Annotated in this window: 25 protein-coding genes; 11 read left to right on the top strand and 14 right to left on the bottom strand. The window is 63.8% G+C overall.

The genetic code is table 11. The features are described 5' to 3' along the window. Positions 1-12 precede the first annotated feature (12 nt). Positions 13-879 carry a type IV toxin-antitoxin system AbiEi family antitoxin gene (locus tag JGU71_RS02385; protein WP_199701590.1) on the bottom strand — a complete coding sequence of 289 codons (867 nt, stop codon included), beginning with the start codon at positions 877-879 and terminating at the stop codon, positions 13-15. A gap of 221 nt (positions 880-1,100) precedes the next feature. On the opposite strand from JGU71_RS02385, the gene JGU71_RS02390 reads away from it, so the two are divergent. The 4 genes from JGU71_RS02390 (at position 1,101) to JGU71_RS02405 (ending at position 6,098) form a co-directional block, all read left to right on the top strand. Continuing rightward, positions 1,101-1,598, top strand: coding sequence for a GtrA family protein (locus JGU71_RS02390; RefSeq protein WP_307829461.1), 498 nt, complete (start codon positions 1,101-1,103; stop codon positions 1,596-1,598). Between the two features lie 220 nt (positions 1,599-1,818). Continuing rightward, positions 1,819-2,697 carry a DUF2637 domain-containing protein gene (locus JGU71_RS02395; protein WP_307829462.1) on the top strand — a complete coding sequence of 293 codons (879 nt, stop codon included), beginning with the start codon at positions 1,819-1,821 and terminating at the stop codon, positions 2,695-2,697. Between the two features lie 52 nt (positions 2,698-2,749). Continuing rightward, entirely contained in the window at positions 2,750-4,975 is a 2,226-nt protein-coding gene (locus JGU71_RS02400; protein WP_199701591.1) for a thiamine pyrophosphate-dependent enzyme, read from the top strand. Positions 4,976-5,111: 136 nt separating this feature from the next. Further along, positions 5,112-6,098 (top strand): AurF N-oxygenase family protein, encoded by a 987-nt coding sequence (locus tag JGU71_RS02405; protein ID WP_233528572.1) that lies wholly within the window; start codon positions 5,112-5,114, stop codon positions 6,096-6,098. Here JGU71_RS02405 and JGU71_RS02410 read toward each other — a convergent pair whose 3' ends face one another. Then, complete coding sequence (locus JGU71_RS02410) at positions 6,099-6,833, bottom strand: TetR/AcrR family transcriptional regulator (protein WP_199701593.1); 735 nt, start codon at positions 6,831-6,833, stop codon at positions 6,099-6,101. A 57-nt stretch (positions 6,834-6,890) separates the two neighbouring features. Between JGU71_RS02410 and JGU71_RS02415 the strand changes: the two genes are divergently transcribed. Both JGU71_RS02415 and JGU71_RS02420 read left to right on the top strand, forming a co-directional pair. After that, entirely contained in the window at positions 6,891-8,498 is a 1,608-nt protein-coding gene (locus tag JGU71_RS02415) for a Na+/H+ antiporter (RefSeq protein ID WP_233528573.1), read from the top strand. 29 nt (positions 8,499-8,527) lie between these two features. Beyond that, on the top strand, positions 8,528-8,746 hold the full coding sequence (locus tag JGU71_RS02420; RefSeq protein ID WP_199701595.1) for a hypothetical protein: 219 nt from the start codon (positions 8,528-8,530) through the stop codon (positions 8,744-8,746). 12 nt (positions 8,747-8,758) lie between these two features. Here JGU71_RS02420 and JGU71_RS02425 read toward each other — a convergent pair whose 3' ends face one another. From JGU71_RS02425 to JGU71_RS02460, 8 genes are read right to left on the bottom strand one after another with little or no spacing between them, the layout of a single operon-like run. Then, positions 8,759-9,760, bottom strand: coding sequence for a Rieske (2Fe-2S) protein (locus tag JGU71_RS02425; RefSeq protein WP_199701601.1), 1,002 nt, complete (start codon positions 9,758-9,760; stop codon positions 8,759-8,761). Beyond that, complete coding sequence (locus JGU71_RS02430; RefSeq protein ID WP_199701602.1) at positions 9,757-11,316, bottom strand: FAD-dependent oxidoreductase; 1,560 nt, start codon at positions 11,314-11,316, stop codon at positions 9,757-9,759. The genes JGU71_RS02425 and JGU71_RS02430 overlap by 4 nt, the downstream gene beginning before the upstream one ends. After that, positions 11,313-12,050, bottom strand: a complete 738-nt coding sequence (locus tag JGU71_RS02435; RefSeq protein ID WP_199701603.1) for a class I SAM-dependent methyltransferase — start codon at positions 12,048-12,050, stop codon at positions 11,313-11,315. The genes JGU71_RS02430 and JGU71_RS02435 overlap by 4 nt, the downstream gene beginning before the upstream one ends. After that, positions 12,047-12,403: a lycopene cyclase domain-containing protein gene (locus JGU71_RS02440; protein WP_199701604.1), complete on the bottom strand. Its 357-nt coding sequence runs from the start codon at positions 12,401-12,403 to the stop codon at positions 12,047-12,049. Before JGU71_RS02440 ends, JGU71_RS02435 begins: the two co-directional genes overlap by 4 nt. After that, positions 12,400-12,753, bottom strand: coding sequence for a lycopene cyclase domain-containing protein (locus JGU71_RS02445; RefSeq protein WP_199701606.1), 354 nt, complete (start codon positions 12,751-12,753; stop codon positions 12,400-12,402). Before JGU71_RS02445 ends, JGU71_RS02440 begins: the two co-directional genes overlap by 4 nt. A gap of 1 nt (position 12,754) precedes the next feature. Then, positions 12,755-14,347 carry a phytoene desaturase family protein gene (crtI, locus tag JGU71_RS02450; RefSeq protein ID WP_199701608.1) on the bottom strand — a complete coding sequence of 531 codons (1,593 nt, stop codon included), beginning with the start codon at positions 14,345-14,347 and terminating at the stop codon, positions 12,755-12,757. A gap of 7 nt (positions 14,348-14,354) precedes the next feature. Further along, complete coding sequence (locus JGU71_RS02455; RefSeq protein WP_307829463.1) at positions 14,355-15,473, bottom strand: polyprenyl synthetase family protein; 1,119 nt, start codon at positions 15,471-15,473, stop codon at positions 14,355-14,357. Continuing rightward, a complete protein-coding gene (locus JGU71_RS02460; protein ID WP_307829464.1) occupies positions 15,470-16,429 on the bottom strand; it encodes a phytoene/squalene synthase family protein in 960 nt (319 codons plus the stop codon). The genes JGU71_RS02455 and JGU71_RS02460 overlap by 4 nt, the downstream gene beginning before the upstream one ends. 228 nt (positions 16,430-16,657) lie before the next feature. On the opposite strand from JGU71_RS02460, the gene JGU71_RS30330 reads away from it, so the two are divergent. After that, complete coding sequence (locus tag JGU71_RS30330) at positions 16,658-17,755, top strand: GGDEF domain-containing protein (protein WP_199701609.1); 1,098 nt, start codon at positions 16,658-16,660, stop codon at positions 17,753-17,755. Here JGU71_RS30330 and JGU71_RS02470 read toward each other — a convergent pair. Next, positions 17,752-18,309, bottom strand: a complete 558-nt coding sequence (locus JGU71_RS02470) for an FKBP-type peptidyl-prolyl cis-trans isomerase (RefSeq protein ID WP_233528575.1) — start codon at positions 18,307-18,309, stop codon at positions 17,752-17,754. The genes JGU71_RS30330 and JGU71_RS02470 overlap by 4 nt on opposite strands. Before the next feature lie 78 nt (positions 18,310-18,387). On the opposite strand from JGU71_RS02470, the gene JGU71_RS02475 reads away from it, so the two are divergent. Continuing rightward, positions 18,388-19,101 (top strand): DsbA family oxidoreductase, encoded by a 714-nt coding sequence (locus JGU71_RS02475; protein WP_233528576.1) that lies wholly within the window; start codon positions 18,388-18,390, stop codon positions 19,099-19,101. A 59-nt stretch (positions 19,102-19,160) separates the two neighbouring features. Here JGU71_RS02475 and JGU71_RS02480 read toward each other — a convergent pair whose 3' ends face one another. The 3 genes from JGU71_RS02480 to JGU71_RS02490 form a co-directional block, all read right to left on the bottom strand. Further along, on the bottom strand, positions 19,161-19,727 hold the full coding sequence (locus JGU71_RS02480) for a hypothetical protein (protein ID WP_199701611.1): 567 nt from the start codon (positions 19,725-19,727) through the stop codon (positions 19,161-19,163). Next, entirely contained in the window at positions 19,712-20,566 is an 855-nt protein-coding gene (locus JGU71_RS02485) for a thrombospondin type 3 repeat-containing protein (protein WP_199701613.1), read from the bottom strand. Before JGU71_RS02485 ends, JGU71_RS02480 begins: the two co-directional genes overlap by 16 nt. Before the next feature lie 149 nt (positions 20,567-20,715). After that, on the bottom strand, positions 20,716-22,113 hold the full coding sequence (locus JGU71_RS02490) for an ABC1 kinase family protein (RefSeq protein WP_199701615.1): 1,398 nt from the start codon (positions 22,111-22,113) through the stop codon (positions 20,716-20,718). 91 nt (positions 22,114-22,204) lie between these two features. Here JGU71_RS02490 and JGU71_RS02495 point away from each other — a divergent pair, with 91 nt between their 5' ends. The 3 genes from JGU71_RS02495 to JGU71_RS02505 are packed head-to-tail and all read left to right on the top strand — an operon-like array spanning position 22,205 to position 23,861. Continuing rightward, positions 22,205-22,969, top strand: a complete 765-nt coding sequence (locus JGU71_RS02495; RefSeq protein ID WP_199701616.1) for a FadR/GntR family transcriptional regulator — start codon at positions 22,205-22,207, stop codon at positions 22,967-22,969. A gap of 27 nt (positions 22,970-22,996) precedes the next feature. Further along, the gene (locus JGU71_RS02500) at positions 22,997-23,440 is read left to right on the top strand and encodes a helix-turn-helix transcriptional regulator (RefSeq protein ID WP_199701618.1); all 444 of its coding nucleotides are present in this window, start codon (positions 22,997-22,999) and stop codon (positions 23,438-23,440) included. A gap of 10 nt (positions 23,441-23,450) precedes the next feature. After that, positions 23,451-23,861 carry a VOC family protein gene (locus JGU71_RS02505; protein ID WP_199701620.1) on the top strand — a complete coding sequence of 137 codons (411 nt, stop codon included), beginning with the start codon at positions 23,451-23,453 and terminating at the stop codon, positions 23,859-23,861. Positions 23,862-23,914 lie beyond the last annotated feature (53 nt).

The following is a 23,914-nucleotide window of genomic DNA, read 5'->3' on the forward strand; positions in this document are numbered from 1 at the left end:
CCTGCTCGGTGGTCACAGCGGGGCGCCGGCGGCGCGCAACTTGGCGCTGATGCGGCGAATCAATTCCTCCCGCCTGCTCAGCAGAGCCGACCCGACGCGAACGATTCGCCAGCCCAGTTCTTCCAGTCGCGGGTAGCGCTCGAGGTCGCGCTGCTTCTGCCGAGGATCGGACCAGTGTCCGTCGCCCTCGTATTCGACGAGCACCTTCCACCGCCGCCAGCCGAGGTCGGCACGAGCAACGAAGAACCCCGCGTCGTCGGTGATGACGAGCTGCGTTTCCGGGCGTGGCAGACCCGCGTCGACGATCGCGAGTCGCGTCCGGGTTTCGGGCGGTGATTCGGCGCCGCCGTCGACGAGGCCGAGGATCGAGCGCACGCCGACGATGCCGCGAGCGCCGGGGTGGCGTTCGGCCAACCCGGCGACCTCGTGCGGTTGCAATTGCGTTGCATTGCATAGGGCGTCGACGATCTCGATCGCTCTCGGCGCTTGCAACGTCCGCCCGAGGTCGAACGCCGTACGTGCTGGTGTCGTCACACGTCTGCCGTGGATTGTCACGATTTCGTCGGGATGGATGGAGTACTGCCGCACGATCAAACCCTTGGGAGCGTGAAAGTTGTCGTGACGGATCACTTCTGCGGGTTCGTTGGCGTCGATCCACTTCGTCCCGTGCAGCGCTGCGGCCGAACGGCCCGCGAGGATCGAGTTCTCGCCCGAATACACAGCGGCCGCATGTGCTCGCATGTGGGCGGTGAGTTCGATGCGCTTTCGAACGTAGACATCTCGGTACACGCGGACGAAATCGCAACGAAGTTGATGAGCGGTCAACTCACCGAGGGCAAGCGCCAGCGAGCCCCGAAACGGTCGGTCGTATGTCCCCACCGATCGAGCCTTGCAAAATTCACGGCGACGCTCGCAAGAAAATCCCGCGCCTGTGGATAGTCGCCTTGCTATCCACAGCTGTGCCGCGCGAGCAGGCTGTTACGTAAACATCGCGCGAGTGGACGTCTTGATAACAGCCTTGTCGACAGCATTCCGCGACAAGCCATCGTCCGCCGAGCTGCGGGTTTAAGCCAGCTGTAAGTGAGCGGCAAGCACTGTCTGTGAATCTGACAATGCGTCGAACGCCGCCGCATACGTCGAGGAAGGGTGGTTCGAAGATGTTGGTCGCCGAACCTGCCCTGCGGCAATTGCGAGCGTTCGACCTTCGTGGCAACCACGCGTTCGCGCAGCTCGTTCGATTCGCCACGGTCGGAGTCGTCAGCAACATCGTGTACTTCGCACTCTTCGTCGCACTCCGCCCCGAGGGCGCGATGACTGCCAACCTCGTCGGCGCCGCCGTCAGCACCGCGCTGGCCAACGAGCTCCATCGGCGCGTGACCTTCGGAGCCGCACATCGAGTCGGCTGGCTCGCCGCACAGTGGGAGAGCGGTGGCCTCGCGATCGCGGGTTTGCTCACCAGCTCCGTCGCGTTGGGCGCGCTCGAGATCGGCTTTCCGAACGCGTCCGCGACGACGGCAGGCGCCTTTGTCATTGCTGTCGGTGCGGCGGTCGGCGGAGTGCGTTTCTTGCTGCTCCGGGGCTGGGTTTTCGCCGCGTAGTTCCCGTCGCGGACCGTTCGGGCGTGTCGTCGGCGCGGCGTCGATCACCGCGGCGTGTCAGCGTTCGCAGCGGCCGTCGAGCGAGAACGATTGGTGCAGTCGGCCATTGCAACGTCGCTTCGAGCCGGTGACCCAGCACCGCGCAAACGCACTTCTGCGTGCCCCGGTGCCTTACACCCGCACCCAACGTTGGCAACACGCCATTCGGGAGGACAGACCCGTGACCGCAGACGTCGAATCGAATTCGGAGACAAGCTCTTCAGCGCCGCCGCTGGTGCTGCGGGTTGCCCTGTGGGCAGCCGTAGTGATCACCGTCGTGATAGTGGCGGCCAGCTTCGTCCTCTCGTTTTCCGCGCTCTGGGACTTGGCTACGCTCGCCGGACTCCCGCGGGAGCTGTCGTGGCTGTGGCCTGTCGTCGTCGACGGCACGATCCTGCAGGCCACCATTTCTGTTGTCGCGCTTGCGCCGTACGAGGAGCAGCGCAGTGGGCGCCGGTTCTTCTGGTCCGTACTCGCCGTGTCCGCGATGGTCAGCATCGCGTCGAACGCGTTGCATGCGGTCGTGACCGATGCCGCCGTACTGCCACCGTTACTTGCAGCAGCGATTGCGACCGCAGCACCGATATCGCTACTCGCTGCAACCCATGGAATCGCGGTGCTCTTCCAGTCGAAAGTCCGAGTGGCAGCTCCGGTCCGTCGGCAGGCTCCGGAGCAAGCACCCGTCGAAGCGCTTGTCGACCCGGCTCCCGAGCTGCCGACGGCCGACGAACAGCACTCGGTTTCGACTCCGGAAGTCGAGCAACCAGTTGTGGTCGAACAGGATTCGTGGGATCACGTCGCGGCGGACATGACCCGCGATCAGCTGACGACCCGCCCGGCGGCTGAGGTCGCACAGATCTTGCGTCTCCGCTATGAGCGCGACCTGTCCAAGACCCAGATCGCGCGGGAGCTGCGCCTGCACCATTCGACGGTGGGTCGCGTCATCGACGCATCGGCCGGAGTCCTGCGACCGCAGGCGAGCGTCGATGCCCCGCTCGGTCGTCGCCGCAGCGTGCCGCGCCACGATCCTGCAGCCGGGGTGCTGTCCGCGGTCAGGTAGTAGCCCCTGTGCGTAGATTGGACGCGACGCCGATCTCTGCGAGGAGCACCCTATGGCCGAGCTGATCGACACGCTCTTCCTCGACTCCATCGCAGCGCTGCCTCGACATGCCGAGGTCGAGTCGCGTAAGCACGGCGATCCGATCAGGGACGGTTCGTCGCTGACAGTGAGCCGGTGCGCCGAACTTTTCGACGCTCAACTAGGTAGCAGGCACCTGGACCTCGCCGCCCGATCGCTACGTGCCGAAGGGGCAGGCTTCTACACGATCGGATCGTCGGGTCACGAAGGCAACGCCGCGGTCGCCGGGGCACTTCGGCTCACCGATCCCGCACTGCTGCACTACCGTTCGGGCGCATTCTTCCTCGAGCGGGCGCGGCAGGGGAGTGTTGTCGGTCCGCTCGACAATCCGCTCCGAGATATTCTGCTCGGCATCGTTGCGGCGCGCGACGAGCCGATTGCAGGCGGCCGACACAAGGTCTTCGGTCGCCACGACCTCAACGTGATACCGCAAACCTCCACCATCGCATCACATTTGCCGCGCGCTGTCGGTGTCGCCTTTGCAACGTGCCGGGCACCGAAGTTGGGAGTCGACGCCGCGTGGCCCCAAGATTCGGTTACCGTCTGCAGCTTCGGCGATGCGTCTGCGAACCATTCGACGGCAGTAGGTGCGATCAATGCCGCGCTGTACACCGCGTATTCGGGTGTGCCGCTGCCACTGTTGCTGGTGTGTGAGGACAACGGCATCGGCATCAGTGTGAAGACGCCGTCCGGCTGGATCGAGCGGACGTACGGCAATCGGGACGGTCTTGCCTACTTCGGCGCGGATGGTTGCGATATCGCGTCCGCGTACGACGCAGCTACTGCAGCAGCCGCTTTCGTTCGGTCCGAACGCCGTCCCGCGTTTCTGCACCTGCGGACCGTACGGCTGATGGGACACGCCGGATCCGATCTCGAAGCCGCATACCGAGTTCCAGGCGAAATCGCCGCCGACCAGCGACGAGACCCGCTGCTCGCTACTGCTCGACTTCTGGTCACAGCCGGTCTCTATACGTCACAGGACGTGGTCGACCGCTACGAAGCCAAGCGCGACGACGTCGCGAAGTTGGCGCGTGAGGCCACCGGTCGGCCGCGACTGGAGTCGGCCGCCGACATCATGATGCCGCTGCAACTGCCCGACCCGAACAAGGTCGCCGCGGCAGTTCTTCCTCGAGGCGTTGGACGACCCGCGCCCGAGGAGGATCGGCTGACTCTGGCACAGTCGATCAACCGCGCGTTGCTGGACATCCTTGGCCAGCATCCGAATTCGCTGGTCTTCGGTGAGGATGTCGCCCGGAAGGGTGGTGTCTACGGCGTTACCCGAGGGCTGCTGAAGAAGGTCGGTCCGGCGCGGGTCTTCGACACGCTTCTCGACGAGCAGTCGATACTCGGCGTCGCGCTCGGCGCGGGCGTATCGGGCCTGCTGCCGATACCGGAGATTCAATACCTCGCCTACTTGCACAACGCCGCCGACCAAATCCGCGGTGAGGCAGCGACACTCAAGTTCTTCTCGGGCGGTCTGTACCGAAACCCGATGGTCGTACGAGTTGCGGGCTACGGCTATCAGAAGGGTTTCGGTGGCCATTTCCACAACGACAATGCCGTCGCCGCACTGCGAGATATTCCTGGCATCGTCGTCGCGTCACCGGCACGACCCGACGACGCAGCAGCGATGCTGCGAACATGCGCGGCGGCCGCACAGGTTGACGGCACGACGTGCGTCTACCTCGAACCCATTGCGCTCTACCATGTTCGGGATCTGCACACAGAAGGTGACGCCATGTGGTCGGCGCCGTATGCGAGCGTGGAGGAGTGGGGTGCAACGCACGTTCCCATCGGTTCGGCACGTGTGTACGGCTCGGGCAAGGATCTGACGATCGCGACCTTCGGCAACGGCGTCTACATGAGTCTTCGCGTGGCGCAACGGCTTGCACACGTCGGCATCGAGGTCCGCGTCGTCGATCTACGGTGGCTCGTACCGTTGCCGACGGCCGACCTCCTTCGCGAAGCCAACGCGACCGGACGTGTGCTCATCGTGGACGAGACCCGCCGCTCCGGGGGAGTGGGCGAGGGGCTCGTCACCGACCTCGTCGCCGGTGGCTTCGACGGTGACATCGTCAGAGTTGCATCCGAAGACAGCTTCATCCCACTCGGCGATGCAGCGCTGCGAGTGCTCCTCTCCGAGGAAACGATCGAGGCTGCCGCGCTCGCCCTCTGCGGAAGTGGCGACGGAGCGGTCTGACCGCGACGAGCGGCTGGTACGCGAGATCCCACTCGGAGGCACTTGTCTGGGACGCGATGTCCCACTAGCCTGGGCGACGACAGAAAGTGAGACACCGATGACGTTGTCGATACCGTCCAGGCCTACACGAACCGAAATGCCCCCTGCTCCGTACGTAGAACGAGCCTCCGATCCCGAGTACCTCGCGCGAATCCAGACCTTGTCCGCCGGATCCGTTCATCGCAGTTTCGATCCTTATCGCGACATCGATTGGGACTCGCCGGAGTTTGCGATCGACGCCGGCGATCCGCGGTGGATCCTCTCGCCGATATCGGATCCGCTCGGCGCGCATCCCTGGTATCAGGCACTGAGCGAAGAGCGTCGAATCGCAATCGGATTTGCGAGGCAAGCGAACGTCACCAAAGTGGGATTGTTCTTCGAAAGCGTTCTCATCCGTGGGCTCGTGCAAACTGCCATGCGAATGCCCAACGGCTCGACCGAATTTCGGTATTGCATGCACGAAATAACCGAAGAGTGCAATCACATCCAGATGTTTCAGGAACTGATCAACCGCATGGGCGTGGATGTTCCAGGGATGCGGTGGTTATACCGGCGCACATCGCCGGTCTGGCCTTTGATCGGCGCCGCAATGCCGGTGGCATTTCTTTACGGCATTCTCGCCGGGGAAGAGCCGATAGACCACTATCAGAAGGACCTCATTCGCGAAGGACGTTCGGTCCCGCCGGCACTGCTGCGGACGATGGAAATCCACATCGCCGAAGAGGCGCGACATATTTCCTTCGCCTACGAATTCGTGCGCGCCAGAGTTCCCGACAAGGATCCGATCAGCAGGGCTCTGCTCTCCCTTTGGGTGCCGTTCATCATGCGATTTCTTGCCGGTGCCATCATGGTTCCGCCGCGACCGTTCGCTCGCGAACTCGGCATCCCGTCGCATGTGATCAGGGAAGCATTCTGGCGAAATCCCGCGTCCCGTGAAATCTTGGCCGGCTACTTCGGCGATGTCAGAATGTTGACCGAAGAACTCGGGCTGATGAACCCTGTTGCCCGTTTCGCCTGGCGGGTTCTCCACATCGACGGACCCGCGGCACGCTATCGCGGCGAGCCCAAGCGTCGAGACTGGTGATCAGGACGGCGGCTGCGGACCCAACAACGCGCTGATCACCGCTAGCACTTGCATGTCGGGATCGACGGTGAGACCTCTCGCTCGAATCTCACCGTCGACGACGAACCAGACGTAGGACGTCAGCGTGTCGACCATGGAACCCCGGCTCATGGTCACGTCGGGGTCGCGGATCCACTGCCGAACACTACCGTCCGTCATGGTGACGAGTGCCGACGTCAATGGTTGAAAATCATTGTCCGCCATGCCGATCGATGTTGCCAGTGCTGACATTATCTCGTTGGCCCTGCGGGCAACGGACTTCGCGAGGCTGCTGACGGCATCGAGATCGTCGTCATCCGCAGACGGTCCGGTCCGCATGAATTCGACCAGCTTCGGATGATCGGACACCCAGTCGACCAGAACGAGAATCGTTCGCGAGATGATCTGCCGAATCGTGCCCTGCGTGTAGTCCAGTTCGGAGTCGAAGGCCGCGCTCAGTTGGGCGGCGATGAACGATCTGATCCGACGATCCAATTCGTCACGGCCGGTGAATCGTCGGTACAGCACCGACTTGGCCAATCCGGCGCGTTCCGCGATCTGTGCGATCGTGACGTCCGCTCCGGCGTCGCTGAGTTCGATCAGTTCCACCGCTGCTTGCAGAATGCGGTTTTCACGATCGGTGTTGTGTTTCTCCCAGCGCGCGTCCTGCCCGGTCAGCGGCACGACTGTGCGCGGTTCGGCGGGTGCGCTCGGCATCCCGCCATGGTAGCGACAACTGTCACTGTTGGATCTCACTCCACTGGGTATCCGTCGATGATGGGCCAGTTGACGTTGTTGCTTGTGCTGTTGACCGCGACGATTGCTTTGTCGCCACTGGCAGTCAGGTGGAATGTGCCCTACCCGGTGCTGTTGCTCGTCTTCGGGTTGTTGATCGCCTTCGTTCCGGGTTTGCCCAGAGCTGACATCAGCCCCGATCTCATTCTGCCGCTGGTGCTTCCGCCGTTGTTGTTCGCTGCCGCTCGCAGAACCTCGTGGCGCGAATTTCTGGACAACCGTCGCGCGATCGGCTTGCTTGCCGTAGCGCTGGTCGGGGTGACGGCACTTGTGGTCGGAGTTGTCCTGCAAGCACTTGTACCGGGACTGCCGCTGATTGCCGCGATCGCACTCGGTGCGCTCGTCGCACCGCCGGACCCGGTCGCCGCTACGACCGTCGCCCGTGGGCTCCGGCTGCCCCGTCGTTTGCAGACCGTTCTCGAAGGTGAGGGCCTATCCAACGATGCAACGTCGCTCGTCCTGTACGAGGTTGCTGTCGCCGCTGTCGCAACCGGAGCGTTTTCACCCGTCAAGGCCGGTGGGCAGCTCCTCCTTGCCATTGCACTCGGCATCGCGATCGGGCTCTTGATCGCGCTTGCTACCCGCTGGTTGTTGAACAGGCTGCCAGCGCATCCGGCGGGCACAGCCCTCGTTCTCGTCGTGCCGTTCGTCGCCTACGTCGCCGCTGACGAAGCGCACGGCAGTGGTGTTCTCGCCGTTGTCACCCTTGCCCTTGCGTTGAGTCGCTACGCAGACAAGGAATCCGCGGCGACCAGACTCGCGGCCGGAACGACGTGGGAAATCGTCGAACTTCTCGTCACCGGAGCAGCTTTCGCATTCGTCGGCTTGGAATTGCGGGTCATCGCCGAAAGTGTTCCGGGTGATGTGACGGTGCTCATCGGTCAGGCGCTGGCTATCACGGCCGTCGTCGTCGTGGTCCGCTTCGTGTGGATCTTCATGGTCGGCTATCTGGAGGAAAAATTTCGTCGGCGGAGAGGGCGCGACGCTGAACCCGTCGGCTGGCAGGAGATGACCGTCGCCTCGTGGGCAGGCATGCGCGGGGTGGTGACGCTGGCCGCTGCACTTGCGCTGCCGACCGAAGGTTTTCCCGAACGCGACCGCTTGATCTTCATTGCGTTCGTCGTGATCATCGTGACCCTTCTCGTGCAGGGTCTCACCTTGCCGCTGTTGGTTCGTCGCCTCGGTGTGCAGACCTCTGCGTCGCATCGCAGCGCATCGGAACAGAAGGTGATGAGACGCGCTCGCGACGCCGGATTCGACAGGCTGGACGAGTTGCGTGGCACCGAGTCCGTCGACGAAAAGCTACTGGAGCAGGCCTATCAGGACGCAACGACGATGTGGCACAAGCTCGGGCTCGACCCCGATGAGGACGACGACCACAAATTCCCTGTCACCAGTACCGAGCAAGCCCGACATCTGGCGCGGGTCGAAGCGGAACTGCTCACGGCCGCGCGAGTCGAAGTTGTCTCTGCCCGCAACGAGCGCGGTGCGGATCCGGTGATCGTCGACGAGGTGCTGCACAGGCTCGATGCAACAGGGGCAGTGGCGAAGACGAACTCGGTCTCCGACGAGACCGAACACGGTTGAGCTCTTCGGCCACCGGGTAGGTCACCTACATGACCGAACCACTAACACCGCCGAGTCCGTCCGAGCCCACCCCGGTGCCGGAGCCGTCACCTGTGCCCGATCCCGTTCCAGCGCCGGATCCAGCACCGACGCCCGAACCGTCGCCGACGCCGACGCCCGCTCCCAACCCGGATCCGACGCCTGCTCCTGCACCGACGCCGCCCGCCCCGCCAGGTCCGAGCCCCGATCCGGCGCCCGTGCAGATCTAGAGGGTCAGCGCCTCAGACGTGGCCGGCGCGCAGCAGGTAGCGGCGCTCCGCATAGTCGAGATCGTCACGCCACAACCGCGCGGCGGACCGACGCATCAGTGGGCGCAGCAACGTTTGTGCCTTCCGCGCGACAGCAAAGCCGGGCCGCGCCGAATCCGCTGCGACAGCTTCGATCACCGCGGTCCTCGGTAGGCCGTCGGGGCCGGGTCCGAGCGGGGTGGCGTGCGTTTCGACGACGCTGCCGATGCCCTCACCCTCGACGATTCGCATCACGACCGTTCGCGGATCCGGACTGGTGAATTCGGCCTTGACCGGCACTCCGATCCGACCCCCGAGGCGGAATGTGACCGCAACGAGGAAGCGGTCGTCGCTGTCGCCATCTTCGATCACCGGTGGCGAGCTGAGGACGTCGAGCCGCGTGAACGAATACGGATGGAACCATGCTCCGTGCCATGGGTCGAGCCTGTTGGCCACGATGTCGTAAGGCTCGCAGGTGCCGACGACGGTTGCCACGGCGTCGATACTCGTCGCCTCGTTCGGTCGCTCCGGCACGATGGGCGCGTCGAGAGGTTCTTCACCGCCGACGGTGTCGAGTCGGACCCAGACGAGGATGCCGTCGTCGTAGCTGGGAAACGGCTTCCAGCCGTAGGCACCTTTCGAGTCCAGTGCCAATCCGTGCCAACGGCAACGAAGGGTGCCGCAGTCGACTTTGCCGAGTGACAGCGGAGCACCCAGGTGCGGGCAAGCGCCCGGACCGACCAGGAGCCCGCCGTCCTCGGCTCGCCACGCAACGACCTCGACGCCGTCGACGGTCGTGCCGAAGGGTCGGTCGGAGCGGACCTCCCGACTTGCGCCGATGACGTACCAGTTTCCGGACGGGCGCTTGTGCGCTCGTTCGGCCGCCGCGGCGATCAAGTCTGGTCGCGCTTCACGGTAGGTCGTCTTCTGCGAGGCCCAGTCGATCCGCGGAATCGCCCGTAGCGGCACTTTGTCGGCCCAGCGTGACTTGCTCATGTGCGCTCCTTGGCTGCTCGTGTTCCGAGCCAGCGCAGCGGCCGTGAGCGCCCACTGGTCGGAACGGTGTACGTGTCGTGGCCGGCAAGTTTCCAGCTCGACAGCAGGACGTTCGCAGCGCGCCAGCCCGTTGTTGCGGCCCGTTCCATCAACGCGACAGGCAGGTCGATGCGAATACCGTCCCCTGCCAGGACAAGTCGAGAGTGTGGCGTCGATACCGTCGGCCGTGTTGCGAAATCGCCGAGTCCGAACAAGGGACAATCTTCGCGCCACAGCGTCGATTCGTGGACCACCTTGGCGTCGGCCGTTTCCGGATAGAGCTTGTGCAGACGTGCGACGAGTTGGTCCCGAATTTCGCCGTCGGTCTTGCCGCTCTCGTGGGAATGCGCTGCGTAGGCATGCAATTCGACGACAGTGCCACCCTTTGTCCGCGCCCACTCCGCCGCTTCGCGTTCGTAGCTGTCGAGGATGCTGATGTTGTCCAGCGGTGGCAGACCGCCTGTTCCGAGGAACGGCGAACGAGTCTCGGCGACCGGCCGGTCCAACCACTGTCGAACGACAAGGAACTTCGGTGCCGACCGAAGCCGCGCGACCTGATCACGCCACGTTGGGTCACCGAGCGTGGGTGAGCGCTCGACGATGCCACGTAACGCACCGACGTCGGTGGAGAGGACGACTCCGTCGGCGGTGGTGCTGCCCGAGTCGTGTTCGACGACGAAGGTGTCGCCTGCGGTCGCCTCGATGCTCGACACCGTTGTGTCCATTCGAAACTCGACGCCGAGGCGCTCGAGGTACGCGCGCAGCGGATTCCAGAGGCTGGTGTCGAATGCACTCTCCGGCACGTCGAACACAAGTCCCTCGTTCGAGCCGAGGAAGTAGATGTGGAACATGGTCGCCAACTCCGCGGCCGACATGTCGGTCGGCGCGGCGAAGAAGCTCCGCGAGAACACGTCGAACGCAAGATGTCTGGCCGGTTCGGGAAAGTTGATGCTCAGCAGAAATGCTTCTGCGTCGACGTTGTCGAGTTGGTGGAAGATCTCCGGCACCGAGACCATCGCCAACGGAGCCGCCGCGCGGGGGTTCATCTTGACGAGGTCGCGCACCCGAAAGGTCGGGCTGCGCAATGCGAACGCGATCGCGTTCCACGGTGGAGTTCGAGGCAATCCACGAAACCCGTCGACGCGACCATGTGCGTCGATCAGCGGATAGTCCTCCAGCGCAGTCAGCCGACGCAACTGCGGGTCGGTACGGCGTAGGAGTTGGCGCAGGTTGTAGTACTGCCGGAAGAACGCGTGGAAGCCACGACTCATCGAGACGTCGGCACCGTCGTCCGTCCGTTCCGACCACGCACCGACGCGGCCGCCGAGGTACGACTCGCGCTCGATCACTTCGACACTGACACCACGCTCGGCGAGACCGGTTGCTGCGGCGAGACCCGCGATGCCGCCGCCGACGACCACAACGTGTGGACGCCGAGCCAGAGTCCGGGCATCCTCGGACCCGCCGGCAGCGGGGTGGGTTACCAACCGGCGATCGCGACCTATCGAACGCGTCATGATCCCTCGCGGGTCGGGACGTCTGCCAGGAACGTGTGAACGACGTCGCGCTGCCACCCGGTCATCGGTTCGGTGCGCACACCGTCGAAACCGGCTGTACGCAAGCGCCTTTCGAATGCCGCAACGCCGTCGAAGTCCGAGACGCTGCGCCACAGATGCCGATAGAGCGTCGCGTCACCGGACGTGACCTTGCCGAGGGGAATGATGATGCTCCAGCACACCGCATTCCAGATGGCACGGGCGACAACCGAGTCTCGAACCGAGTATTCGTGCACCGCGAGTGTGCCGCCCGGCGCGAGCATGTTGCGGAACGCCCGCAACTGGCGACCTTGATCGGCCACGTTGCGAAGCAGGTAGGCAGCAAGGATTGCGTCGAACGGCCCCTGCACGCCCGCTTCTGCCATGTCCTCGACAGTCGTGTGGACGAAGCGGACCGACTCCGGCCAGTCCTTTGCCTTCGCTTGCGCGAGCATCTGCGACGAGGCGTCTATCGCAACGATGTCGGCCAACGGTGCGGCGGCCAGTAGGGCTGCGGTGGAAGCTCCTGTGCCGCAACCGGCATCGAGCAACCGCAGTCCGGCCCCATCGCGGGGGAGTCGCAGCCGCAGCGCCGACATCCGTAGATGAGCGTGATAGCCGGGATTGGCACCGACGAGGCGGTCGTAGGACTTCGCGCCGACATCGAACGCGGCGGGGACGGCATCGCGTGGCAGGCCCGATGCACCGACGGTCATGCGTCGGCCTCGTTTGTTGTCTGAATCATTTTCTGTTGCTTCGGCTTTCGTTTCTTGTGGTGTTCCCATAGCAACAGCGTGGCCGTGATCATCGAGAATCCGAAGAAGAAATCTTCGATCGGGATGTCCCATGGGAAACGGATCCCGCTCACGTGGTCGGGCGAGTAGAGCACTATCGGCGCACTCAGCTTCGTGAGCCAGCCGTCGACGAGAATCTGAAACGCGAAGACGATCGCCATCGTCGCCCAGTACGTGCTTTTACGGAAGAGTCCCGTTCGCAGGTAGGTCAGTTCCCACGCCACGACGACAACGATCGAGACGAGGGAAGGAAGTGTGTAGCCGATGCCGGTCACGAGGTGCGCTCCATCGTGTTACGTCGAGCCACGAACGTTTTCCAGCGATCGGTCAGCGCCTCGACACAGCTGTAGGTCAACAGTGCACAGAGCGGTATGACCAGGAAGAACACGAACTCCTCGATCGGAATGTCCAAGGGGAGGTCGAAGCCAGTTACGTAGCGTGGGTTGTAGGACCACACACTGCCGGCGATCGCGATGGCGTCCCACACGAGAAAGACGGCGGCAACGGGCAGAATCGATCGCAGCGCGGTGCCGGGATCTCGATAGACCCGCGCGCCGAGAAACTCGAGCGGGATAGTCACCGCGACACACAACGCCATCACGATCAGGTACTGCCAATTGTCCACGTCAGCTCCCTCCGGTTGCGCTCGACGCCGATGGTGCTGCTGCCTGTGAGGATACCGGCCCCGCAATACGTTCGGCTGCCAGCTTTCCGGAAATTAGAACCGGCGGTATGCCGACGCCAGGCGTCGTGCCACATCCCGCGAGCACGATGTTGTCGCTGCCACGCACCAGGTTCCGGCGGCGGAACGGGCCGGTCTGGCGGAACACGTGTGCGGAGGAGAACGGCGAACCCGCAACCATCCCGGCGTCGAGCCAGGTCTTCGGCGTATCGATGCGGTCGATCTGCAGGTTGTCCGAAATACCTTTGTAGCCGCGGCTTTCCAGCGTCGTCAGCAGTTCACGGACGTAGGGGTCGCGCAATGTTTCCCAGTCGAGCGGTGCACTCACGAGGTTCGGGCACGGTGCCAGTACCGAAACCGGCTCGTAGACAGCCTCACCGCGGCGAACAAGCAGGGACGGATCCGTCTGGGCGGGCCGAGTGATCAGCAGCGACGGATCCGACATCACCTTTCCGCGTCCGCGCTTCGCGATGATCTCGTCGAAAGTGCCGTCCCACTTGGCACCGAAGTCGATCGTGTGGTGCGACTGCGCCTGCCAACCCTGTGCGACCTCGATCGGCACTGTCCCGTGCACAACGACAGCAGACGGCGATACGCGGACGCGACGTCGTGGCCGTAGCCCGATCGGCTCGAGCAACTTGTCGGTGACCAGAAGGTCGGGCGTCAATACGAGCGCGTCGCACTCGTGGCGGCTGCCGTCGTCGCACACCACTGATCGCGCACGTCGACCGTCGAACTCGATGCTCGCGACGGACGTACCGGTTGCGAGGGTGCCTCCTGCAGTCGTGAACGCATCTGCCATCGCTGCGGCGATGTTTCGCATTCCGCCTGCCGGAAACGTCACTCCGAGCGAGGTGTCCATGTGCGCGATCGCGCCGTACGCGGCAAGAGCTTTGGCCGGGGCGACGCCGGCGTAGAGCGCCTGGAAGGTGAACACGCGACGCAGATTCGGATCCTTGATCAAGCGATCGACGTGCGGACCGAGACGTCCGAACCCACCGATCCGCAACAACTGCAGAAAGTCCTTCGCCGCGGTGCGACCCGCGATCAGGTCGAGCGGCGAGTCGAAATTGGCGTCGATGAAGGTCCCGAACTCGGCGTCGAAGATGTCAGAGAGCCAGCTTCGCAGCCGTCGATAACGTGTGGCTTCCTCTGTCCCGCACTTCTTTTCGACCTCTGCGCTCATGAGCTCGGGATCGGAGTACACGTCGATCGACGTGCCGTCGGCGAAGCGGGCATGGTAAGCGGGCGACAACGGGATCGGTTGTAGTTGCGGCACAGTGGATTCGAAGGTAGCCCCGACCGCCGCGAGCGCTTCTGCGATCAGATTGGGCATGGTGAGCACACTCGCGCCGTAGTCGATCGAGTAGTCGTCCGCGACGTGGACACCGACCCGACCGCCGACGATTGCTGCCCGTTCCAGCAGCGTGACATCACGTCCTGCGCCGCGAAGGTGCAGTGCCGCAGAAAGTCCTGCGAGCCCTGCACCGACGACGACGACTCGGTCGGTCGGTCCTGCAACAGTCCGTAAACTCATCTACTCGTCATGCCTCTCGCCGGGTTGCTGACAGTGCCATGCCACGGAGCAGTCGCTGAGCGGTCGGCGTGGCCTCCGACGTCTCCAATGCGACGATTGCGCGGTCGGTCAATCGTTCGATCCGGCGTTCCAGGTCCTCCACAACACCGGTTGTTCGTAGTACCTCATATACTCGTGCAAGGTCGTTGTCGGACATCGCTGTTCCTATGCAGCGCCGCAGCAGCGCGGACTCCTTCGGATTTGCTCGCTGTAACGCGAGCGCCAGCAGTACCGTTCGCTTTCCTTCGCGTAGATCATCGCCGATCGGTTTTCCGGTGACTGCCGGATCGCCGAAGACACCGAGAAGGTCGTCGCGCAGTTGGAACGCAATACCGATGTCGACACCGAATTGGCGATACGCACGGATCAGATCGGGTCCGGCGCCTGCCAATTCAGCGCCGAGATGTAGCGGGCGCTCCACCGTGTACGCAGCGGTTTTGTACCGATCGATACGCAACGCGGCCGCTTCGGACTCGTCTCGCTCCGCAACCGTCGCGATGTCGAGAACCTGACCGCCGATAACTTCGGTTCGCATGGCGGACCACACCGGCGCAACCCGCTTGTGCTCGTCCATCCGGAGGTAGGCCGACCGCAGCATGTCGTCGGCCCAGCACAGACCGAGATCGCCGAGCAGGATCGCGATTGCCTCGCCGTACTTTCGGGAGTCGCCCTCCCACTTGCCGCGACGGTGGCGGTTCGCGAACTGGACATGGACCGACGGTGCGCCGCGCCTGGTGCTTGATTCGTCCATCACGTCGTCGTGGATCAGTGCGCTTGCCTGGATGAACTCCTGCGCCGCGGCGACGGTCAGAACTGCCGTTGCCCGATCGCTGTCGGGGCTACCGCCTGCGCCCAACCATCCGGCCCAGGTGAACGACGGCCGCACCCTTTTACCGCCGTTGAGCACGAAGCTTTTCAGCACCTCGACGGCGTCGGCGAAAACAGGTCCGACCGAACCGACCGTCGCCTGCTGGGTTTCGAAGAACTCGGCCAACACGGCGTGCACCGAAGTTGCGAATGCCTGCCGCGAATCGACGTCGGATGCGAGCTTTTCGTGCTCTGCGACCATCGGGATCGGTGGGCTCACGCCGGCCTCCTCGAGGTGGGAGCGGGGGAGGTCGCGACGCGCGCGAAGGCTGTACCGGTAACTGCCTTGGCCGCGAGACCAAGACGTCGTGGGGTGCCCACTCGCGCTCGACCTGCGAAGACGTTGTAGTCGAGTGCTTCTATTCGCTCGAGGATGCCGCCGTAGAGCGACAGTGCGGTGGCGGCACATGGCCGAGACCGCGGATGCAACATGGCGATGCCCGGCCGGGCGCGGTCGTACACCGACCGTGTGAACGCGATCTGTTCGATCAGTGCACGACGTACTCGGCTGTCGACCGTTCGATACTGCGCACACCACTCGAGCAACTCACGGTCGACACCGAAATCGGCCAACTCGTCGGCTGGTAGGTACACGCGGTCCCGTTGCAGATCCTCGGCCACATCACGAAGAAAGTTGGTCAGCTGAAACGCCTCGCCGAGCGCAGCGGCGGCCGGGGCGGCCTCCTCTTGATCGCAGACCGTCTCGAGTACCGGAAGAACCTGCAACCCGATCACTTCGGCCGACCCGTAGACGTAGCGCTGCAAATCTGCGCGCGTCGGGTAATCCGTCACGGTGAGATCCATATGCATGGAATGCAGAAAGTCCGTGAACAATGGCGTCGCAATGCTGTACCGAGACGCCGTGTCGACGACGGCAGCGAGCAGGGGATGGTCCGTGTGTCCGGTCGCCAATCCGGCCTGCAACGCGTCGCCGAGTTCCGTCAGAGCTGCTCGTACGCCGTCGATGCCCGTCGACGGGTCGGGCTCGTCGACGATGTCGTCGGCGTATCGGGCGAATCCGTACAGCGCATGCACTGCGGGCCGCTGCCTGGGCTGCAACAATCGGGTAGCGAAGAAGTAGGTGCGTCCGTGCATCGCGTTCAGACGCCGACATTCGCGGTAGGACGCAGCGAGCTCCGGATCGGTGATGTGCGCCGCCGAGAGTTCCCGATTCACGACTGCCTCCCTTTCGAGCTTCGTTACCAAGGCTACCGGTTAGTGATGCACAAACGATGCATCAATTGATGGAAGCGTACATTTCCGAGCGAACGGCCGCCTACCAAGTGTTATTACCCCACGTCGCGGACACCGAAGCATTGAAAAGCACGGCCGGCGACTCCTAGCCTCGTAAGGTTCATTCTGCGCGGTCGGGCGCTGGTTGGTGTGGGTGAGGGAAGGTGGGGTGTGCTCCGATCGAACGTTCGTCGCTGGTGGCGGACCGAGTTCGATTACGGGTGGCTGCCCGCGTTTCTGGACCGGCGTTCCCTGAGCGGTCCGATTCGCGCTGCGATCGGCATCTGGTGCGCGATATTCGGGATCTGCGCGGTCCTCGTGCAATTCAGCGACAGCGGTCCGCGCACACCGACCACCCGAGCGTTCGTCGTCGTGCTGACACTGAGCGCCTTCTATGCGGCAGTGCGATGGCCGACGATGCCGTGGCCGACCGAACGCAAGTCACTGTGGTTCGTTTGCTGGACCGAGCTAGGCCTTGCCGTCGCTGTGCTGTTCGGCACCGACGAGAGGCTCGCCGCGCTGCCTGGCTGCGGCCTTTTCGTCGTCATCGGCATGTACGTGACCCTGCTGCACAGCCCGCGTGTGATCGTCGCGCACCTGGCGTGGGCACTGACGATCTGCATCGCCGTCGGCGTCCATGTCGCACTCGGGCCCAATCCGGACGTACCGGTTCTTGCAGGTCAGCTGCTCGTCCTCATGGGTTTGATCGTGCTCGTCCCGCTCGGATTGCACGTGGGGGTCACGTTTCTGAAGGAGGACGCCAGAGATTCCTACCGAGACCCGCTGACGGATCTGCTCAATCGCCGCGGAGTCGAGGACGAAGCGCAGCGACTGCTCGGCATACCGTCGACGGACGGCCTCGCCACGGTCGTCATGGTGATCGATCTGGACAGCTTCAAACGCCTCAACGATGCGAACGGCCACGCCGGCGGCGACCTCGCATTACGCGCCGTGGCCCGACGGCTTGCCGATGTCGTTCCAGCGCACGGACTGGTCGGCCGACTCGGTGGCGACGAATTCACCGTGGTTCTGCTGTGCCGACCCACCGACATCGACGCGACGACCGAACGCATCCACAACGCCGTGTACTGCAGCGACGACCGCTTACCCATCACAGCCAGCACGGGTGCGTGGATCCTGACCAGGTCCACGCTGGACTCGCCAGCGGAGTACAGCACCTTCGAGGGCGTCCTTGCCCCGGCCGACCTCGCCATGTACGAGGCGAAGAAAGCCGGAGGCAACCGACTTGTTCGATGTTGGGAGCGTTAGTTCACCGCGACCGCGTCGATCACGAACACGAGCGTCTCGTTCGGCTTGATGCCGTTGCCGCCCTTGCCGTAACCGAGTTCCGGCGGCACGACCAGCAACCTACGTCCGCCTTCTTTCATCCCGATCAAACCCTCGTTCCACCCGTCGATCACCGGCGCCTGACCGACCTGCTCGACGGTGAACGGCGTATTGCGGTCCCAGGACGCGTCCTTCTCCGCCTTGTCCGACCACGTCACGAGCTGGTACTGGACGGTCGCGTCGGTGCCGGCAACGACCTCTGCGCCCGTACCTGCGGTGAGGTCCTTGGTCAGCAATTGCGTCGGTGGCCCGCACGTGTCCGGAATCGTGATCTCGGGCCTCGAGTCAGGTTCGCCATCGACAACGACGTCGTCGGCGGTGCATACGGTGTCGAACGTTTTCGTCGTACTCGCTGCAGCCGAAGCACGTGAAGTTGTCGCAGCGGCAGAGGAATCGTCGTCCGATCCGCAGCCGGCCAACATCGGCGTGACGGCAAGGGCTGTGGCTATGGTCGCAATCGTGATCTTGGAGCGCATGGTCGGCCAGCCTAGCGGGTCGGCAGCTGGGGACCTGCCGACGGAATCTTTTGCCGCACCCGTGTTGTTGAACCGAACATGAGTATGAAGGTCGAGATCTGGTCCGACGTTGTCTGCCCGTGGTGCTACGTCGGAAAGCGGCGTTTCGAGAAAGCGCTGACCCGGTTCGAGCATCGCGACGAGATCGAACTCGTCTGGCGCAGTTTCGAACTGGACCCGAATTCGCCGCCGAGCGCTGCCGAGCAGGGCAACCATGCCGAGCGCATCGCAGCGAAGTACGGCGTCTCGGTCGCCGAAGCGCAGACCATGACCGACCGGCTGACAGCAACAGCTGCGGCCGAAGGCCTCGACTTCCGATTCGACCTCGCACGGCCGGGCAACACGTTCGACGCCCACCGTCTCCTGCACCTCGCACTGGAACACGGCGTTCAGGACGAGCTGAAGGAACGCTTGGACCGCGCGACGTTCACCGAGGGCCTGGCCACATCGGACCACTCGGCGCTGCGTGTGCTTGCGATCGAAGTCGGTCTCGACGCCGCCGAGGTCGACGCGGTCCTCGAGGGCGACCGCTACTCGGACGCAGTCCGCGCCGACGAACAGCAGGCTCGCCAGTACGGCATCAGAGGCGTGCCGTTCTTCGTGATCGACGAAAAGTACGGAGTATCGGGCGCGCAGTCTGCCGATATCGTCCTGCAGACCCTCGAGCAGGCCTGGTCGGAGCGGGCGCCGCTGACCCTCGTCACAACCAGCGGCGCCGCACCCAACTGCGAAGGTGATTCCTGCGCTATCTGAGCCGGCCCGGAGGAACCTGCACCCCATGACGGGGGCGCAGGTTCCTGCGGGAACCTGCATCAATTGTCGATGCCGACATTCGGTGGCAGGTTGTAGAACGCGGGCATGATCTCGTCGAAGTTGTTCAACTCCCAGTTGGTCTGATGCAGGATGTCCGGATCCACGGTGCTGAATGGCATCCAACCCTCCTGGAACCAGCGGGTGGCGCCGTCCGCCGGACGATGCAGTGCCAGTTCTGCCGTGCACGGGGTGAACCCTTCTTGAAGCGCGCGGCACGAGTCGTAGATCAGGTAGTCGACGTCCAGGTCACGAACAATGGGGATCATCTTCATGATCTCGCCCAGTGCGATCGGTAGGGCACGAATGATCTGGCCTTCGATGCCGGGACCCGCGACCTTGCCGAGCCCGATCATCGCGTTGAGCAGATCGCTCAGCGACTGATCGGTGATCGGCCATCTGTTGCCCTGCAGCCCGATTCCGGTGTCGGACACTGTGCGCCAGTCGATGGCCGTCGAGTTTCGACCGTCCCACGGCGATCGGGCATCGTTGCGCACTCGACCCTGAACGGTCTGTCCCGTGCCGCCGGGAAACAGCCACGGCATCGCCTTGATCAGAGGGTCGAACACGCCGACTTCGGTGACAGGAGCGAAGAACCGGTTGGTGATCGCCCCGCCTTCGTTGGTCGGTGTGTAGAGGCGCTTTCCGGCCCACACCAGTGGCCGAGCTCCTCGGCAACACGTGCCAACACGCCTGTGCTGCAACCGAAGTGGTCGGTGATCGCGGGTGTCAGAATGGCCTTGAGCGCATTGGCGACGATCCCCTCGGGGAGGTGGAATCCCCACTCCAAGATGTTCATGATCGTGTCGAGACGCGAGCACGTGGGCACTGCGAGGGTCAACGTGTCGTCGCCGAACATCGGCCCGCTCTGGCCGGCGAATCGGAAGATGTCCTTCTTGCGGTCGTTGCTGGAGACGCGGAACGCCATCATCGTGCGGCGCCAGTTGTCGTTGTAGTTCGAGCAGGCCTCGCCGAGTTCGTCCGACAGGCGGTACATGGCGCCGGGATTGGCGGCCTTCCACTCCTTTGCCAATGCATGCGAACTCGAGTTGACGGGATCCGGTGCGCCGGCAGGGCGGATCGCTGCAGTCTGATCCGCATTGGGGACGAGAACACAGTTGTCGGCCCAGTTGGTTACTCCGTCCGAGTCGAAGTCCTGCCAGTACAGGACTTCCGATCGAGGTGGTGGGTTCTCCGTCGTCCAGCCACCTGGCGGCGCTTCGGGCAGGGGCACTGCGACGGGATAGTCGACGGGCAATAGAGGTGGCTCATCGGTGCAGCCCCACAACCCACAGACCACGGGGTCGATTGCAGGTTCGGGTGTGATCGCGGGCTCGGCTAGCGACGTCACGGGCACGGTCGCGAAAAGTACCGCGACCATTCCGGCTAAAACCAGTCTTCTTGGCACCAAGGTCCTCCTTGTCGTTGACGGAGAGCCAGTTGTGACCTTGTGCTGCACACGGGGACGTGTACGTCGACATCAGGTCGGCTCGACGAGGACTGTATCGGCCAGTGTTCCAATCGGCAAGCACTGTCTCAGACAGTCAGGATAGGTTGCTAGTGATTATCTGAAGAACGGATGCTGGTGATCGGTGCGGTGTTCGCCACCTCGACGAACTCGGGCACAAGCGTCCGAACCGCGTCTCGAACTCGCACCTCGCCACCGATCTGACACAAAACCCCAGCGCCGGCGACGAACATTCGGCCGATCGGAGTCAGCCTCGCGGGCAGTGTCAGCTGTCTGTTGACGTTGCTCAAATGCAGCTGGGAGACGTGCTGGACAACGGATCGCAACCACTTCGTCGAGAAGCGAAAAGTCGGCTGTACGAGAGGTTCGCGGAAAAGACCGAGTTCGTCGGCGAGGGCCGCGGCATCGAGCTCGACGCCGGGCGCGACGAACCCGTACCGGCGAGCATTCGCCGCCATGATGTCCGGATCGCCGCCGACGATGCCGGCAAGTAGATCCGCCGCCATCTCGGTGAATCCCAGCGGCGGTTCGGCGCAGGCTCCGAAGTCGAAGACGGCGAGTCGACCATCAGCGGTGACGCGGTAGTTCCCGGGGTGCGGATCGCCGTAGAAGAGCCCGCACTGCGCCGGCCCTGTCAGGTTGAATCGGAGGAAGAGCTCACCCACCCTGTCCCGCTCGCGTTGGTGGCCGTTCGCGATGACCTGCGAAAGTGGCTTGCCATCAACCCATTCCGTGATCAGGACCTCGCCGCACTGGTGCACAACGGCCGGAACGAGAAAATCGGCACTGCCCGCGTACGCGGCGGCGAAGCGCCGCTGATTGGCGGCCTCGAGTTCGTAGTCCAATTCGTCGGTGATGCGTAGACACAACTCGTCGACGATGCCCCGAATGTCGGCGCCGGACAGAAAAGGACTGGCCAGCCACGAGACCCGCTTCAAGTGCCTCAGATCGCCTGCCACAGCTTCCCGCGCCCCCGGGTACATCAATTTCACGGCGACGGTCCGTCCGTCGTTCCACACGGCTCGATGCACCTGGCCGAGGGATGCTGCAGCGGCGTGCCTGTCGTCGAAGTCGCGGAACAACCCGCGCCAGCCTTCGCCCAATTGTTCAGCAAGCACCGCGTGAACCGCGCTCGGCAACATTGCAGGTGTCGATTCCTGCAACTGCGACAGGGCAACTCGATACGGTGCGGCGATCTGAGCAGGAAGGACGAGTTCGTAGATCGACAGGAACTGTCCGAGTTTCGCCGCGCATGCCCGCAGCTCGCCGAGCACCTCGAACATGTGGCGTGCGGTGCGGGCGTGCAGTTCGGCATCTACTTCGACTCGAGGTCGACCGATCATCCGCTTACCCGTCGCTGCGACTCGGCGGCCGGCGAAACCGAGCGGGATACTCGCCAGCCTCGCCGAGCGCACCACCGGCCGCACCGGAACATCGCCGGCGCGTCCGAACCGCAACACCGAGCCAGCTTCGTCGCCTTCGTGCACGCTTGTCCTCCTGCACAAGTCAGGCATATGGACCGATGCGTCCGCTGCCTCTAAACTGTCTGAGACATATCCTAGGGACGAAAGGGGCTTCGTGGAACACCACTCGGTAGTCTCCGATGTTGCGGAGACGCTGGCGCGGCGAATTGCGTGCGGCCAGTACGCTCCGGGCGATCTGATGCCGTCCGTCCGGACTGTCGCGACCGAGTTCGAGGTGAACCGAGCGACCGCTGCCCTGATCCTCGGCAGGCTCGCAACGATGGGCTTCGTCGATGCGCGTCGCGGAAAAGGGTTCGTCGTCAGGGACGTTCGATTGACCGGCGGTATGGATATGTACAGCCGTGTCTTCGAACTGTCGATGGGCGACCCCGACGTCACCATCGCGTGTTTCGAGGACATCATCGAGGTGGAACGGTCGATTTTGACCTCAGCACTGCTTGCCTTCACCGAGAGTGCCCCGATCGACGAGGTGCCTCGACTCGAAGAGCGAATAGCCGGCCTCGAAACGATTGCGCGCAGTGAGCCTGCGGACCTCACAGAATTTCTCGAGGCCGAAACAGACCTCGTTCGCACGCTGCTGACCGCGACCGGCAACACGGTTCATCTGGCGATCTTCAACTCGATCGCCCGCATCCTTCTCCAGGTTCCCGAAGCGACTCGCGCCGCTTTCGCGGTTTCCCCCGACGTACACGTCATCGTGTGGCGAGCGTTGTGCAGTGTCTGGGCCAGGGGAGCCGAACCGTCGAAATCGGAATTCAGCCTGTTCGACGACCTGCTCGCGATGTATCACCGCAACGTCGTCGCCGAGTTCGAACGCCAGATCCTCGGTCCCCAGGCAGCCGATGCCGCGACGGCGTGACCCGATACGACGTGGGACGATCAGTCGGTGACCAGTAAAGCGGACGATTCGCAGAATCTTCGCGACCTCGCGCGGTTACGTCGGGTCCGCGACCGAATCGACCGCGAATATGCGCAGCCACTCGACGTCGAGGCGCTCGCCAAAGACGCGCACATCTCGGCCGGCCATCTCAGTCGTCAGTTCCGGCTCGCGTACGGCGAATCGCCCTACAGCTACCTGATGACGCGGCGAATCGAGCGAGCCATGGCACTGCTGCGTCGAGGCGATCTCAGCGTGACCGAAGTCTGCTTCGCGGTGGGTTGCTCGTCGCTGGGGACCTTCAGTACCCGCTTCACCGAGTTGGTCGGGGTGCCGCCCAGTGTCTATCGCACGCAACAGGAACGCACCACCGAAGGCATGCCGTCGTGCGTTGCGAAACAGGTGACCAGACCGATCAGGAATCGAGAAGCGCACGCCACGGGGACGCAATAACCTGATCGCCATGGACATCACAATCAACGCAAGCTTCCTTCCACAGGACGACCCCGAGGCCGCCCTCGCCTTCTACCGCGACACCCTCGGATTCGAAGTCCGGAACGATGTCGGCTACAACGGGATGCGCTGGATCACTGTCGGTCCAGCCGGTCAGCCGGGTACGTCGATCGTCCTGTATCCACCTGCCGCGACGCCCGGCCTCACCGACGACGAGCGCCGCACCATCACCGAGATGATGGCAAAAGGGAGCTACGGCAGCATCCTTCTTGCCACCAAGGATCTGGACGGCTCCTTCGAACAATTGCAGGCAAGTGACGCCGAAGTCGTCCAGGAGCCGACCGACCAGCCGTACGGTGTACGGGACTGCGCGTTCCGCGATCCGGCGGGCAATATGGTTCGCCTGCAGGAACTTCGCTGAACCTCCCTTCACCGACAACTCGAGCCGACCCGCGGACAGATGGAGACACCAAG

Origin of the sequence: Antrihabitans stalagmiti, assembly GCF_016482825.1 — a bacterium.
Classification (GTDB): Bacteria; Actinomycetota; Actinomycetes; order Mycobacteriales; family Mycobacteriaceae; genus Antrihabitans; species Antrihabitans stalagmiti.